General features: G+C 71.7%; 14 protein-coding genes and 1 tRNA gene. 6 read left to right on the top strand and 9 right to left on the bottom strand.

The window, feature by feature from the left end; genetic code table 11:
* Nucleotides 1-7: 7 nt before the first annotated feature.
* Nucleotides 8-1,318 carry a hypothetical protein gene (locus ACFZBP_RS36360; protein WP_391419744.1) on the top strand — a complete coding sequence of 437 codons (1,311 nt, stop codon included), beginning with the start codon at nucleotides 8-10 and terminating at the stop codon, nucleotides 1,316-1,318.
* A 110-nt stretch (nucleotides 1,319-1,428) separates the two neighbouring features.
* Nucleotides 1,429-2,595: an amidase domain-containing protein gene (locus ACFZBP_RS36365; RefSeq protein WP_391419746.1), complete on the top strand. Its 1,167-nt coding sequence runs from the start codon at nucleotides 1,429-1,431 to the stop codon at nucleotides 2,593-2,595.
* 34 nt (nucleotides 2,596-2,629) lie between these two features.
* On the opposite strand, the gene ACFZBP_RS36370 is transcribed toward ACFZBP_RS36365, so the two are convergent.
* Complete coding sequence (locus ACFZBP_RS36370) at nucleotides 2,630-4,087, bottom strand: hypothetical protein (protein WP_391419748.1); 1,458 nt, start codon at nucleotides 4,085-4,087, stop codon at nucleotides 2,630-2,632.
* A gap of 73 nt (nucleotides 4,088-4,160) precedes the next feature.
* On the bottom strand, nucleotides 4,161-4,940 hold the full coding sequence (locus tag ACFZBP_RS36375) for a DUF4097 family beta strand repeat-containing protein (RefSeq protein ID WP_391419750.1): 780 nt from the start codon (nucleotides 4,938-4,940) through the stop codon (nucleotides 4,161-4,163).
* 197 nt (nucleotides 4,941-5,137) lie between these two features.
* On the opposite strand from ACFZBP_RS36375, the gene ACFZBP_RS36380 reads away from it, so the two are divergent.
* Nucleotides 5,138-5,209 (top strand) — tRNA-Val (locus ACFZBP_RS36380).
* A 98-nt stretch (nucleotides 5,210-5,307) separates the two neighbouring features.
* On the opposite strand, the gene ACFZBP_RS36385 is transcribed toward ACFZBP_RS36380, so the two are convergent.
* The 3 genes from ACFZBP_RS36385 to ACFZBP_RS36395 form a co-directional block, all read right to left on the bottom strand.
* Nucleotides 5,308-5,757: a PASTA domain-containing protein gene (locus tag ACFZBP_RS36385; RefSeq protein ID WP_383450480.1), complete on the bottom strand. Its 450-nt coding sequence runs from the start codon at nucleotides 5,755-5,757 to the stop codon at nucleotides 5,308-5,310.
* A gap of 113 nt (nucleotides 5,758-5,870) precedes the next feature.
* Nucleotides 5,871-6,215, bottom strand: a complete 345-nt coding sequence (locus tag ACFZBP_RS36390; RefSeq protein ID WP_383450484.1) for a hypothetical protein — start codon at nucleotides 6,213-6,215, stop codon at nucleotides 5,871-5,873.
* Between the two features lie 130 nt (nucleotides 6,216-6,345).
* Nucleotides 6,346-7,284: a 2-dehydropantoate 2-reductase gene (locus ACFZBP_RS36395; RefSeq protein ID WP_391419753.1), complete on the bottom strand. Its 939-nt coding sequence runs from the start codon at nucleotides 7,282-7,284 to the stop codon at nucleotides 6,346-6,348.
* Between the two features lie 90 nt (nucleotides 7,285-7,374).
* On the opposite strand from ACFZBP_RS36395, the gene ACFZBP_RS36400 reads away from it, so the two are divergent.
* Complete coding sequence (locus ACFZBP_RS36400; protein ID WP_383450490.1) at nucleotides 7,375-7,611, top strand: DUF2277 domain-containing protein; 237 nt, start codon at nucleotides 7,375-7,377, stop codon at nucleotides 7,609-7,611.
* 518 nt (nucleotides 7,612-8,129) lie between these two features.
* On the opposite strand, the gene ACFZBP_RS36405 is transcribed toward ACFZBP_RS36400, so the two are convergent.
* From ACFZBP_RS36405 to ACFZBP_RS36420, 4 genes are all read right to left on the bottom strand, one after another.
* Nucleotides 8,130-8,729, bottom strand: coding sequence for a DedA family protein (locus ACFZBP_RS36405; RefSeq protein WP_383450863.1), 600 nt, complete (start codon nucleotides 8,727-8,729; stop codon nucleotides 8,130-8,132).
* 310 nt (nucleotides 8,730-9,039) lie between these two features.
* Nucleotides 9,040-9,477 carry a DoxX family protein gene (locus ACFZBP_RS36410; protein ID WP_383450492.1) on the bottom strand — a complete coding sequence of 146 codons (438 nt, stop codon included), beginning with the start codon at nucleotides 9,475-9,477 and terminating at the stop codon, nucleotides 9,040-9,042.
* A gap of 453 nt (nucleotides 9,478-9,930) precedes the next feature.
* Entirely contained in the window at nucleotides 9,931-11,559 is a 1,629-nt protein-coding gene (locus ACFZBP_RS36415; protein ID WP_391419756.1) for an alkaline phosphatase D family protein, read from the bottom strand.
* Between the two features lie 108 nt (nucleotides 11,560-11,667).
* Entirely contained in the window at nucleotides 11,668-12,312 is a 645-nt protein-coding gene (locus ACFZBP_RS36420) for a DUF1524 domain-containing protein (protein ID WP_391419758.1), read from the bottom strand.
* Between the two features lie 377 nt (nucleotides 12,313-12,689).
* Here ACFZBP_RS36420 and ACFZBP_RS36425 point away from each other — a divergent pair, with 377 nt between their 5' ends.
* A complete protein-coding gene (locus ACFZBP_RS36425; RefSeq protein WP_391419760.1) occupies nucleotides 12,690-13,271 on the top strand; it encodes a TMEM165/GDT1 family protein in 582 nt (193 codons plus the stop codon).
* A 200-nt stretch (nucleotides 13,272-13,471) separates the two neighbouring features.
* Nucleotides 13,472-14,134 (top strand): HAD-IA family hydrolase, encoded by a 663-nt coding sequence (locus ACFZBP_RS36430; protein WP_391419762.1) that lies wholly within the window; start codon nucleotides 13,472-13,474, stop codon nucleotides 14,132-14,134.
* The last annotated feature ends 294 nt before the right edge of the window (nucleotides 14,135-14,428 follow it).

The following is a 14,428-nucleotide window of genomic DNA, read 5'->3' on the forward strand; positions in this document are numbered from 1 at the left end:
GCCGCGCATGATGTCACCGTCCGGCCGTCGTCGCCGTCGCGAACCCCGTCGCCTGCCACGCGCACCTGAGCATGTGGTCCGTGCGGGAGCCATGGCCATGGCGGCCCTCCTCTTCGCCTTGGTGGTGCCCGTGGCCTACGAGAACCTGACCGGCTCGGACAGCACCACACCCATTGCGTCCGCCGGCGACGGGGGTGACCCAGCCTCGGGGGGAGCGCCCTCCGGGCCGTCCAAGGAGCCCGAGTGGGACGGGAAGACGAAGGTCCTCGGTGACGGCTCCACCTCCTACACCGGGCCACCGAAAGGCCAGTTGAAGCCCGAGCCGCTCAAGCCGGGCCAGAAGCCACCCCAGTTCGTGGTCTTCTCCTGGGACGGAGCACTCCAGGGCGACGACGAACTCTTCTCGCACTACCGCGAGTTGGCCAAGAAGTACGACGCCCACATGACTTTCTTCCTCACCGGCATCTACCTGCTGCCCAAGGACAAGAAGAACCTGTACTCCCCGCCCCAGCACCCCAAGGGCTCGGCCGCGATCAGCTTCCCCACCGACGAGCACATCCGCACGACGCTGGAACAGCTCGGCAGGGCATGGAAGGACGGGAACGAGATCGGCACCCACTTCAACGGCCATTTCTGCGGCGTGCGCGGTGGCGGCTTCTGGAGTGTCGAGCAGTGGAAGAGCGAGATCGACCAGTTCTACGCGTTCGTGGAGAAGTGGAAGACCAACACCGGCTACACCGACCTCGCCCCGCTGCCGTTCGACTTCAGGAAGGAGGTCACCGGCGGCCGCGCACCCTGCCTGGAGGGTCAGGAGAACCTGTTGGAGGCCATGAAGGACTACGGCTGGCGCTACGACGCCAGCTCCGCGGGCGACTTCCAGATATGGCCGACGAAGAAGAACGGCATCTGGGACTTCCCGCTGCAGATGCTCCCGTACGACGGCGGGGACTTCCAGGGCCTGTCCATGGACTTCAACTTCCTCTACAACCAGTCCGACGGCGAGACCGACGGCGACCCGGCCCGGCATGCCGAGTGGCAGCAGGAGACGCTGGACACGTACATGGCCGGCTTCAACCGGGTCTACTACGGCAGCCGGGCGCCGCTGTTCGTCGGCAACCACTTCGAGGAGTGGAACGGCGGCATCTACATGAAGGCCGTCGACCAGGTCATCAAGAACGTCTGCACCAAGAAGGACGTCAAGTGCGTGTCCTTCAGGGAGCTCGCCGACTGGATGGACGTACAGAAGCCGGAGACGCTGCGGCGGCTGCGCGGTCTGGACCCGGCGCAGTCGCCGGACTGGTCGACGGTCGTGAAGTAGCCGGACCAGGACTCGGTGTGCGTTCAACTACCCCCGCTTGTGGGGGAGTTGGGGAGATGGTGTAAAGATTCCTCACCCGGGTTCGACCACCCCGGGCGAGGAGAATCCCCGTGAGAGCAAGCACACCGATCCGTGCGCGCCGCCGCGCCACCATAGTCGCGACCGCCGTCGCCTCGATCGCCGCCTCGGCGGCACTGCTGCCCACCTGGAGCGCCGGCGCCGCGGTCGCCGACGACCCGACGGTGGACGCCGCGACCAGGGCCACCTTCCAGCGGCTGGCGGACGCGGTCTTCACCGACCGCACCCAGGCCCTGGTCGACGGCGAGCGCACCCGCCGGCCGCTGACCGACGGCTTCGCCGGCGACGTCCGCCTGTCCTCCCGGACGGCCCGCGCCGAGGACACCGCCCTGGCCGCGCTGGACAGCCGCAAGGACCTGCTCGCGCGCCTCGGCGAGCGGTACCGCAAGGCCGACACCGCCGTCACCCTGGACGCCACGCGCGTGACGGGCCGTACGGCCAAGGCCGCCGTCACCGAGACCACCACCCTGACCTACGCCGGGGTGCGCGACGGCGAGCCGACGACCACCGGCTTCCAGGCCCGCCACGAGCTCACCTTCACCGCCGACCGGCACGGCGACTGGCAGCTGACCGGCATCCGCGACACCGACCAGGGCATCGCGGTGAACACCCTCGCCAATCCGTCCGTGAAGGCGCTCGCCGTGGACGACACCATGCCGTCCGCCCCGCGCGCCGCGACCACCTACCCCGCCCCGGCCAAGCCCAAGGCCCTCACGGGCACGGCCCTCGACTACAAGGGCATGGCGGCGTACGCGGAGAAGTACTGGCGGAACTACAACAAGGACTACCCCGACTTCAACGGTCAGGGCGCGGGCGGCGACTGCACCAACTTCGTCAGCCAGTCCCTGAAGGCCGGCGGCTGGAAGCACGTGCCCGGCTACGTCTACGACTACACGAAGTGGTTCGGCAACGCCGAGATCCAGTCCCACTCGTTCGTCGGCGTCAACGAGTGGTCCTGGTTCGCCCAGAACTCCAAGCGGACCACCAGCCTCGCCAACGTCTACCAGATGGACGTCGGCGACGTGCTCCAGATGGACTTCGACAAGAACGGCTCCAAGGACCACACGATGATCGTCACCTACCGCAGCCCGCAGGGCATGCCGTACCTGACGTACCACTCCACGAACACCTACCGGCGTTCGCTGGCCAGCATCATCGCGTCGGACCCGAACGCCGCGTACTACGCCTACCGCACCTGATCGCCCCGGACGGGGGGCGGTACGGCCGCCCGGCTCAGTGCCCGGCCCCGCGCTCCTCGCGGATCTGGGCGACGACCCGGGCCACCGTCCGCCGTACCGCCTCCGTCTCGGTCAGGAAGTGCCAGTAGTCCGGGTGGCGCCCCTCCAGGGTGCCGATCGCCCGCTCCAGCCGGGCGACGGAGTCGTCCAGCGGGCGCGCGTGCCGCGGATCCGGGGTGTTCCGCCCGGACATGGCCAGCCGCTGGGCGTCCCGGATCGCGAACCGCGTCCGGTCGATCTCCTGCTGCGGGTCCTTCTGCACGGCGTTCAGCCGCCGCAGCCGGTCACCGGCCGCCGACACCGACTCGTCGGTGCTGTTCAGCAGCGCCCGGACCGTCGACAGCAGCGCGGTGGCGTCGGGCCAGCGCTGCTCCTCCCGCGCGGTCTGCGCCTCCTTCAGCTTCAGCTCGGCCTGCCGTACGTTCTCCCCGGCGCCGTCCGGCACATGCTGCAGGTCCTGCCAGCACGCCACCGTGAACCGCCGCCGCAGCTCGCTCAGCATCGGCTCGACCTGCCCGGCACGGGTCGTCAGCGCCTGCGCGCGCGTCCGCAGCGACACCAGCCGGTGATCGATCTCGGCGGCCCGCTCCGGCAGCCGCCCGGCCTCCGCCCGGACCGCTTCCGCCTCCCGGGCGACCCGCTCGGCCCGCTCCAGCGTCTGCGGGACGCCGTGCTGCCCGGCACCCTGGTTCAGCTTGGTCAGCTCCGGAGCTAGCGCCGCGAGCCGCGCCGCGAGGTCGTCCGCCCGCAGCCCCGACGCCCGTACGGCGTCCAGCGCGTTCGAGGCGGCCAGCAGGCCCTGCCGGGCGCGCTCGACGGCCGGGGCGAGGCGGGCCAGCTGGGTCTCGGCCTTGCCGAGCAGCGGCCCCAGCCCGTCCGCGAACCGATCCAGCTCCCGCTTGACGTTGTCCAGGTCGTCCTTGGCCTTGGTCAGCTCGCCACGGGCCCGGGCTGCGACCGAGGCCTCCAGGTCGTCGCGGTCGAGGTCGTGGGCGTCGACGGCCTGGATGTACTGGTGGCTGACCTCGTCGATCCGCCGACCGAGCGCCTCGAAGTCGCCGATGGCCCGGCGGGCGGCCGGGGAGGCGTCGACGGCCGAGATCGTCTCGATCGAGATCCGCAGGTCCCGCTGGGCGGTGTCCAGCTCGTAGAACGCGGCCGCCGCGGCGTCCTTCGCGGCCTGCGCCTCGGCCCGCTGGCTCTCGGCCCGCCCACCGAACCAGCGCCGGGTGCCGCCGCCGGCGAACGCGGCCGGCAGGGCGAGGGCGACGAGGAGGGGGAGGGCGGCGAGGGTGAGGGTGTCATGGAGGGCGCGGCGGGTGTGGCGGGTGCCGTGCGGGACAGGGCCGAGGGTGTCGGCCCGCACGCATTCCGGGTCGGTCGGCGCGCACTCCCGGTCGGTCTGCGCGCCCGGCGCTGACGGCGAGTTCGGCTGCGGAGGTGTCGCCGTCACATCCCTCTCCCGTGCTGTCATTCACCCTGCCCGGTTCATTCTCCCACCGGTTTAGGACGAACACACGGGCCGGTTAGTTCGCGGTTCGCACCGTGACTTTTCCGTCGCCGGTACGCGCGGAGACCTTGTGCGGGCTGGTGTCGTCCCGGGGCACGGACACGTCGACCGCCCCGTCGCCGGTCTCGGTCGCCACGTCGTACGTCGCCCGGGGCAGCTCGACCGTCACCGAGCCGTCGCCGCTGCGGGTCTCCACCCGATCCGGCACGGTGCCGAGTTCGAGCCGGATCGAGCCGTCACCGCTGCGCGCCTTCACCGTGCGCGAGGACACGCCGGAGACCCGTACGGAACCGTCGCCCGTGCGCAGGTCCAGCGGCCCGCTGGAGTCGGTGACCCGCACGGACCCGTCCCCGGTCTGAACGCTCAAGGGATCCCGGAACCCCCGCGCCCGCACACTCCCGTCCCCGTCCTTCAGCTTCACCGTGATGCCGCGCGGCACCTCGATGCGGTGCTTCGTCGAGCAGTTCGCGATCATGCCCGAGCACTTCTCCCGCAGCACCAGCCGGTCGTCCTCCATCGACCACGTCACCTTCGGGTCCGAGCCGATCGCGACCGTCCCCTGGAACCACCGCGTCACCTCGACCGTCCCCGCCTTGTTGCCGTCGGCGGCGACGATCTCCAACGCCGAGTCGTCGGAGTCCACGGTCAGCGTCCGCCCCTCCAGCGCGAAGGACCGGTGCTCGGGTTCCTTGTCGTCCCCGGCGGAGACCCCGCACGCGGCAAGCCCCCCGACGAGCGCCACGACGACCCCGGCGGCGGCGACGGCGCGGACGGGAACCGGAACGGTACGGGCCATGACGATCTCCCCCTGAGACTCCCTGAGACCTGCCCTTCAGGGCCCAGGATGCGGATGGTGGTTCGACCGTACGGATCCTGGCGACCGGCCGGGATCCGGGCCGCTCCCGGATCCGGGGTGGGGATAACCCCAGGACGACCCCCGATACGGGTTTGCGATGCACGGCCCCGGGCAAGGTAGGCTGTCGACTCGTTCTCGGGTGCGTAGCTCAGGGGTAGAGCGCCTGCCTTACAAGCAGGATGTCGGCGGTTCGAAACCGTCCGCGCCCACCGTTCCGAGTCACAGGTCAGAGGCCCCCCGGGGATTCCCCGGGGGGCCTCTCCTGTCCGGCCCCCCGGGAAGGGAGGCCGGGTCGGGCGAGGGCGGTTCAGCAGGTCTCGTCGTCCTTGACCGCGTACAGGGTCACGGGCGTGTCCGTGGGGTGGGTGCCGGCCTCGGGTTCCTGGCGGCATACGGTCCAGTTGCGGTCGAAGACCTGCAAGCGGTTCTGGCCGCTGGCGTCCTGGTCGTCGAGGACGTAGAACCCCGCGGCCTGTGCCTCGTCCTGGGCGGCCTGGAGGTCCTTGCCGACGAGGTCGGGCAGTGCCGCGGTCTCCGACTCGGCCTCGGCCTCGTCCGCGGCGGTCTCACTGGCGGGCGCGTCCGTCTCGGGCTCGGTGGCCTCGGCGTCCCTCTTGGTCTGGCCGGCGGTCTCCTCGGCGGTGGTGTCCGGCTTGTCGGAGCCGGTGCTGTCGGTGCCTTCGCACGCGGTGAGTGTCAGCAGGGCTGCGGTGGCGAGGCCGACCGCGAGGCTGCGGGCGCGGATGCGGGTGCGCATGGTGTCCCCCCAGGGATGTTCCGTTGTTTCCGGAAGCATCATGCGCCAAGTGAGAGAGATGTGAAGGCCGGGTGATGTTTCCGTGACGTGGCCGGACGTGCGGTATGTCCCTCTCAGGTCTCCTGGGGGGCCGACGCCTCGTGGGCGTGCTTCAACTGGGAGCGGGCGTCGACCTTTTCCCCGCCGGCGAGTTCCGACCAGTAGCGGTGGCCGCTGATGAAGATCGTGAGTTCGTGTTCGCGGCGGCGGAGCTTTTCCACCTGGGCCTGTTCGTCCTCCGTCCAGCCGGGGGAGGCGGGGCGCTCGACCTTGCGCCAGCCGTTGTCGTCGCTGAAGGCGTCCACGGGCACGACCGACCAGGGGAGCCGCTTCAGCAGGGCCGACAGCTCGGCCCGGACCTGATGCAGCTCCTCCTGACCGGCGAGCAGGTCACTCGGAAAGTCATAGGGCGTAGCCACGAGCCAATGCTACGCCTGTTCGATTTTGGGTGGCGAGCTTGTTTGGGTGGTTCATGCGAACGGGTGTGTGGGCGGGCATGTGGGCCAGTGTGGGGGCGGGTGAGCTGGAGGCTCACCCGAGCCCGGTCGGCTAATGCCCCGCCTCCCTCAACTCGCGCACCAGGCCGGTCGTGACCGGCGTAGGAATGTCATGGCGCTCCGCCGCGCGCAGCAACGCGCCGCCGATGGCGTCCAGTTCGAGGGGGCGGCCTGCCTCGGCGTCGCGCTGCATGGACGACTTCGTGCCCGGTGGGAAGGCGTCGTAGCGGGCGAGGGCCTGGGTCGGGTCGGCGGGGCCGCCGCAGGCGCGGCTGACGGCCGCGGTCTCCTCGACCAGGGTCGTCAACTGCTCGCGATGGTGGGTGCGTACGTCGCCGAGGGGGAGGGCGTGGCGGGTGGTCAGCAGGGCGAAGGGAGCGAGGAACGACATCTTCGCCCAGAGGGCCGCCGTCTCGTCGGGGAGGACGCGGGTGGTGGGGCCGGCCGCGTCGAGGGCTTGCGCAAGGGTGTCGAGGCGGACGCGGGGGACGCTGTCGCCGGTGAGGTCGATCTCGGCGAAGGGGCTCGGGTGTTCGATCTGCCCCGGGGTGACGCGGGTCGACTCGGCGCGGATGACGGCGGGGGCGACCCGGTCCGGGCGGTAGCGGTCGCGGAGGATCGCCGGGTGTTCCACGCCGTTCAGGAACGGGACGATCAGGGCGTCGTCGCCGAGTGCGGTGGGCGGGACGCGGGTCAGGGCCGCGTCCAGGGCGGTGGCCTTGACCGCGATCAGGCAGGCGTCGACCGGCTCACGGAGCTCGGTGTCCGCCTCCACCTGGGCCGTGAAGTCGCCGAAGAGGGCGCTGCGGACCTGGATGCCGTTCGTCCGCAGGGCCTCGGCCGTCTCGTCACCGGCCAGGCAGACGACACGGTGGCCGGCCCTGGACAGCAACGCGGCGAGCAGGCCGCCGATGCCGCCCGGACCCAGCACGGCCACGGTGAGCCGGTCGTTCGAGGTGGTCTGTCGCGCCGTCGTGCGTTGCGCAGTCATGCGATTCCTCTCGTCGGTCGGCCCCGTTCGCGGTGGCCGCCTCGACGTGATCATGGCAGACGAGCCCCTCCGCGAGGGAGACTGTTCGACATGTGCCGCAGTATCAAGACACTCCGTCCGCCCGTACTGCCCGAAGAGGCGACAGAGGACGAGATCCGAGCCGCCGCCCTCCAGTACGTCCGCAAGGTCTCCGGCTTCCGCGCCCCGGCCGCCCACAACCGCGAGGTCTTCGACCACGCCGTCGACACCATCGCGGCCGCCACGGCCGAACTCCTCGACGGCCTGGAGATCCGAGGAACCGGCGCGGTGACGCGCAAGGCCGGGTAGGCCGGGGAGGGGCAGGAATCAGCCGTACGTCGGCGGGCGCCGCGCCGGGCTGCGCCGGGCCTGGCCGCGCGGTGGGGCGCGCACGGCCAGTTGCCGGTCGGCTGTGTACGTGCGGCCAGTTGCCGGTCGGCTGTGTACGTGCGGCCAGTTGCCGGTCGGGTGTGTACGTGCGGCCAGGCGCCGGTCGGTTGTGCCCGTCCGGTAGTCGTCGGGTTGGCGTGCTGTCGCGGCCAGTCGCCGACCCGTTGTGCCGGGCAGTCGCCAGCCCGTTGTGCCTGCGCGGCAGTCACCAGGCCCGTTGTGCCGGTACGGCCGGTCACCAGGCCGGTCGTGCCCGTACGGCCAGTCATCAGCTGGGCTGTACCCGCAGGCCAGCCACCGGTTCGGCTGCGCGGACGCGGCAGTCAGCGGGGCGCCGGTGCCCGCACGACAGTCACCGTGTCACCGACGCCTTCCGCACACGTAGGCGGCCCAGCCGTCGAAACGCGCGCCGAATCCCCCCGCCCCCAGCGGAGCGCCTACGCCGGTTTCCGGCGCATCAGGTACGTGGCCCCCGCCCCCGCCGCGAACAGTGCCGCGACCGAGACGGCTGTGGCCAGCCAGGTGGCGCCCAGCCACTGGGCGCCGAAGTAGCCGAGGGCCACGCTGTAGGTGGCCCAGGTGAGGCCGGCCAGGGCGGACCAGGGGAGGAAGTCGCGGGGGCTGCGGTGGGTGGCGCCGGCGCTGAGGGAGACGACTGAGCGGCCCGCGGGGGCGAAGCGGGCCAGGACGACCAGGGCGCCGCCGCCTCGGGCGAGGGCGGTGCCGAGACGTTCCTGCGCCGAGGTGAGGCGGCGGGAGCGGGCGATCGCGCGGTCCAGGCGGGCGCCGCCGCGCCAGGCGAGGCGGTAGGCGACCAGGTCGCCCAGGACGGAGGCGGTGGCGGCGCAGAGGGTCAGGGCCAGGATGTCGGGGACCTCGCCGGGGACCTGACCGGTCGCGGCACCCGTCCCCGCGGCCGCCGCCGTCGCGGCCGTGATCACCAGGACGCCGCTCGGCAGGACGGGGACGAACACGTCCAGCAGGACCGACAGTGCTACCACCACATAGATCCATGGGGCCGCCGTCAGCGAACCCATGTCCTCGAGACCCTCGAGCACCGCAACTCCCCGTTTACCCCCGTGGCCATTCCGTGCCGTGCCGCTTCGTCGCGGGGGAGCGGCAGGTGCGGCCTATGACAGCCATACAGCGTACGCCGGGGGTGTGACAGGAGATTCATCGGGGGCTCGTGTGTTCGGCACAGCATCTTCACCCGGCTGCCCGCCGGGTGAGACGTGGAGTGGATGCTCCACGTGCACGCGACGCCGAACGGCGCCCGCACCCGCGTGAGTCGCGCAGGTACGGGCGCCGGCGTTCAAGGGCGGAGCCCAGGCAAGGACCCGCCCGGCGTCAGGCCGCCACCGGCGTCTTGTCGGCCGCCGTCCGGCTCTGCGCCTCGGAGCGCTTGGCGAACAGCCGGTCCAGCCCGAACGCGCCGGAGCCCGTGAAGATCAGCAGGAACATGGCCCAGCAGTACATGGCGGCGCCTTCACCGCTGTTCTCGATGGGCCACAGGGCCTGCGGCTGGTGGACCTTGAAGTACGCGTACGCCATGGCGCCGGAGGAGATGAACGCCGCGGCGCGGGTGCCCAGGCCGAGCAGCACCAGGCTGCCGCCGACGAGTTCGATCACGGCGGCGAACCAGCCGGGCCAGGTGCCGGCCTCGACGGTCTCGCCGCCGAAGGTGCCGAAGAGCGAGTTGGCGCCGTGGCAGGCGAAGAGCAGGCCGACGACGACGCGGAACAGGCCGATGGCATACGGCTGGGCGCTGTTGAGGCGTCCGGTCATGTGGGGGACTCCCTCGGTCTGAGGTTTACCGGTCCCTTTGAGGAACGGCGTGGGGACGGATACTGATCGGTAGCCCCACGCTAGGGAGCCCTAATCAACACTTGCAAGTTCAACATTTGGCCACATTTTGGCATCGGCATCCCCATCCGCCCCAGGGACAACCGCACGTAGCGCGGCTCTGGCCACCACATCGGCGTCCGAAAGAGTGACCGAATCCACACCCGGCCGCGCCCCCGCCGCAAGCATCACGGACTTCGCGGTGGGTTCGGGGGAAGTGGGGTTCGTCGGCGGCTGCGGGTCGTGTGTGGCTGGTCGCGCAGTTCCCCGCGCCCCTGGGTTGGCGGCCGCGAGGCCGACCTTCAGGGGCGCGGGGAACTGCGCGAGCAACCCACCACGACCCGCGGCCGCCCATCGCACCGACAGCCCCGGGCTCTTACGCGAACGGCCCCACCGTCACGGCGCGAGTACCGACTCCGCCACCGTCTGAAGCCGCGCAGCGCCCCGTGCCTGCTCCAGCCGCAGCCGTGCCGAACGTCCGCGCAGGGTCAGGGTCATGAGCTGGTTGCCGAACCAGGGCCCGCCCGTGCGGCGCCAGTCGATCGGCGGGGTCGGGCAGCCGCCGTGGCCCGCGAAGCGGCGTCCCAGCACCCGGGCGAGCCCGCTCCAGCCGAAGCGGAAGCCGAGCCGGATGGCCGGCGGGATGGCGTTGTGGACGGGGGAGCAGGTCAGTTGGAAGACACGGGCGCCGGGGCCGCTGCCGTGGGGCCAGGTCGGTTCGGCCACGTAGGCGTGGTGGACGTCGCCCGAGAGTACGCACACCGTCGCCGGGGCCCGCTCGCCCGAACCGGCCTCGGCGATCAACGCCGCCAGGGCGTCGAAGGACGACGGGAACGCCGCCCAGTGCTCCAGGTCCGCCCGCCTCCGCAGGTTCTCCCCGAACCGAGCCCACCGCTCCCCGCGCTCGCCCCGGCACAGGGCCGCGTTCCACGCCTCGGCGTCGTGCACCAGGTGCGGCAGCAGCCAGGGGAGGGACGTACCGATGAGGAGGTGGTCGTAGGAGCCGGGGGCGTCCAGGGCCTGCTCGCGCAGCCAGCGGGCCTCGCCCGGGTGGAGCATCGAGCGCGCGTCCTCGTCCAGGACCCGCGCCGCCCTGGTGTCCACCATCAGCAGCCGTACGCGCCCGAAGTCACGCCGGTAGCTCCAGCGGACGGAGGCCGGGTCGGCGTCCGCCCGGCAGGCGAAGGCGCGCAACAGGTCGGTGCCGTCGGGGGTTTCGCGTACGGCGGCGTAGAGCGGGTCCGCGGCCAGCTCGGCCGGTGGGAGGTTGCCCAGGTGCTGGTGCACCCAGTACGACATCAGCCCGCTCAGCAGCCGCTCCCGCCACCACGGCGTGGCCCGCATGTCGGCGAGCCAGGCGGCGGAGGTGTTCCAGTCGTCGACGACGTCGTGGTCGTCGAAGATCATGCAGCTGGGGACGGTGGACAGCAGCCAGCGCACCTCCGGGTCGAGCCAGGACTCGTAGTAGAGGCGGGTGTACTCCTCGTAGTCCGCGACCTCGGCGCCCGGCGGGTCGCGCAGGTCGCGCCGGGCGGCCAGCCAGCGCCTGGTCGCCTTGGACGTCTCGTCGGCGTACACCTGGTCGCCCAGCAGGACCAGTACGTCGGGCCGTTCGCCGTCCGGGTCGGCCGCGATCCGGGCGGCCAGCGTGTCGAGGGCGTCCGGGCCGACCGGATCCTCCTCGTCGGCCGGCGGCGCGGCCCAGCGGCAGGAGCCGAAGGCGAGCCGGACCGTGTCGCCCTCGGCCGGGGTGCGGATGACGGAGGGCGGGAAGGGCGAGTCGGGAAGCGGCCACACGCCCGTGCCGTCGAGGAGGACCTCGTACGGCGTCGTGGTCCCCGGTGTGAGGCCGGTGACCGGCACGAGGGCGTAGTGATGGCCGGCGACCTGGAAGGTGCGGGCCTCACCGCCGGCCCCGTCCGCCCCGCGCACCCGCACGGCGCACGGACGGCTCGCCTCGACCCACACGGTCGCGGCCGAGCCGTCGACGTACCTCAGCAGCGGACCCAGGCGCAGTTCGGCCACGTCATGCCCTCCTCCGTCGCCCCGTACGGTACGGAACGACGGAGGGGAGCGGGGAGGTTCCGCAGATCACGGTTTGCCGAACTCCGTCGGCTCGCCGTCGGTGCTCGTTCAGCAGCTCGCGAGGTAGTTCGTGAGGGCGGACTTCTCCGCCGAGTCGACCGAGAGGTCGTAGTAGTACTTCACCTGGACCCAGGCGCGGACGTACGTGCAGCGGTAGGCGGTGCGCGACGGCATCCAGGTGGCCGGGTCCTGGTCGCCCTTGGCCTGGTTGACGTTGTCGGTGACCGCGATCAGCTGCGGGCGGGTCAGGTCGTTGGCGAACGACTGGCGCCGGGAGGTGGTCCAGCTGTCGGCGCCGGAGTCCCAGGCCTCGGCCAGCGGGACCAGGTGGTCGATGTCGAGGTCGGAGGCGGCGGTCCAGGTGGCGCCGTCGTACGGGGAGTACCAACTGCCGCTGGTGGCGGCGCAGGAGGAGTCGGTCACGACGCCCGAGCCGTCGCGCTTGAGGACCGTCTCGCGGGTGTTGCAGGTGCCGGACTGGGTGATCCAGTGCGGGAAGAGGTCGCGGTCGTAGCCGGTGCGGTCCTCGGCGGCCACGGTGAGCGAGGCGAGGTAGGTGCGGGCGGTGGCGGCGCTGACGGGAGTGGGGAGCGCGGCGGAGGCGGTCGGTCCGTTGAAGAGTCCGACGGAGGCTATGACGCCGGTCAGCGCCGCGAGTATGCTGACGCGTCGACGCGCGTAGAACTTCGACATGTGCGAACTCCCTTGGGAGGTGGGGGTGTTGGCGGGCGAGCGATGGAATGCTCGCGACGCCCTGTTGCCGGGAGGTGTGCGTCGGGTAAGAAGTTAATGACGAGTACATGACATAACAAGGTTTACGGCGAAACGATCTCGTATCATGGGGAGCGCAGAAGGGGAGTAGCTCTTCGCCGGACCGTCGACATACTGCTCAGCTCGCCTGAGCCGGCGCCCGGAGGCGGGCCTCGTCCACGAGGTCGGCCAGCGAGACCTTCGGCAAGCAGTGCACGCCCGTGCCCGATGGCGCGGGTGCCCATGTGTGCTGCCGTGCCGAGGTGTCGCAGCGCAGTGACCATGCTCTCGGTGGGGCAGCCCCGACCGATTGAGGAACCTTGATCAGCTTCACCGTCACGGCCGTCGTCTTCGGCGTCGTCTTCCTCGCCGAACTGCCCGACAAGACCGCGCTCGCCGGGCTCGTTCTCGGCACGCGCTATCGCGCCTCCTACGTCTTCGCCGGCGTCGCCGCCGCGTTCGCGCTGCACGTCGCCCTCGCCGTGGCGGCCGGCAGTGTGCTGACGCTGTTGCCGCAGCAGATCGTGCACGCGGTGACCGGCGTGCTCTTCCTGGGGGGCGCCGCGGTGCTGCTGAGGAAGAAGGACGAGGACGAGGAGGAGATCCGCAAGCCCGAGAACCAGTCCTTCTGGAAGGTGTCCGGGGCCGGGTTCATGCTCATCCTCGTCGCCGAGTTCGGGGATCTGACGCAGATCATGACGGCGAACCTCGCGGCCCGGTACGACGACCCGCTGTCGGTCGGCGTCGGTGCGGTGCTGGCGCTGTGGGCCGTGGCGGGGATCGGGATCGTCGGCGGTAAGGCGCTGATGCGGCGGGTGCCGTTGCGGCTGATCACCAAGGTGGCGGCGCTGCTGATGCTCGGGCTCGGTGTGTGGAGTCTGTGGGAGGCGGTCGCCGGGTGACGGCGGGGTGAGGGCGGGGCGCGAGCTGAACGGTCGGTGAACGGTTTCTGGAGGCGCTGGCGCGATTGGGATCGGTTTTGTACCGTGGGGGAACAAAGTGGCTCCCGCCCGTTTTCCCTGACCGGCGGGCGGGACCACCTTGTCCCTCCGGGGGCCACCCTGCACCCCGGTGCCCCGCGCCCCTCGCCCTGGAGCTGCCGATGTCGGCCACCGTCCTCACCGCCCGTGCCCTGCTGCTCGACATGGACGGCACCCTCGTCAACTCGGACGCCGCCGTGGAGCGGATCTGGCGTCGCTGGTCCGAACGGCACGGGCTGGACGCCGACGAGGTGATGAAGGTCGTCCACGGGCGGCAGGGGTACGCCTCGATGGCCCTGCTGCTGCCCGACCGGCCGATGGAGCAGAACCACGCGGACAACGCCCGCATGCTCGCCGAGGAGACGGCGGATGTGGTGGGCGTGGTGCCGATTCCTGGGGCGCCGGAGTTTCTGGCCTCGCTGCGGGGGTTGGGGCTGGCGCATGCGTTGGTGACCTCGGCGGATGTCGCGCTGTCCGCGGCGCGGATGGCTGCCGCCGGGCTGGAGTTGCCGGATGTGCGGGTGACGGCGGAGTCGGTGGGTGCGAGCAAGCCGGATCCGGAGGGGTTTCTGAAGGGGGCGGCCGAGTTGGGGGTCGCGCCGGAGGATTGTGTGGTGTTCGAGGACTCGGGGGCGGGGATCCAGGCGGGGCGCTCCGCGGGGATGCGGGTGGTGGGGGTTGGGCCGCGGGCCCGGTTCTATGAGCCGGATGTTGTCGTGGCTGATTTGCGGCAGGTTCGGGTTGAGGCGGGGGATGGGGGCGGGGTTCGGTTGTACGTCGCCTGAGAGCTCGGGGGCGGGGGATCGGTGGCGAGTGCGGGTCGAGTGGGGCTGGTCGCGCAGTTCCCCGCGCCCCTGTGGGGGTCGGGGTGCGGGTTCGAGGGTGGGTGCGGGTTGGGTGGGGCTGGTGGGGGGGGGGGGGGGGCGCGGGGGGGGGGGGGGGGGGGGGGGGGGGGGGGGGGTGGGGGGGGGGGGGGGGGGGGGGGGGGGGGGGGGGGGGGGGGGGGGGGGGGCGGGGGGGGGGGGGGGGGTCTGAGGGGTGCTGGGCAGGTCACTCACCGATGTCCTCGTTCCACAGGT

Origin of the sequence: Streptomyces sp. NPDC008086 (assembly GCF_042957325.1) — a bacterium.
GTDB lineage: Bacteria > Actinomycetota > Actinomycetes > Streptomycetales > Streptomycetaceae > Streptomyces.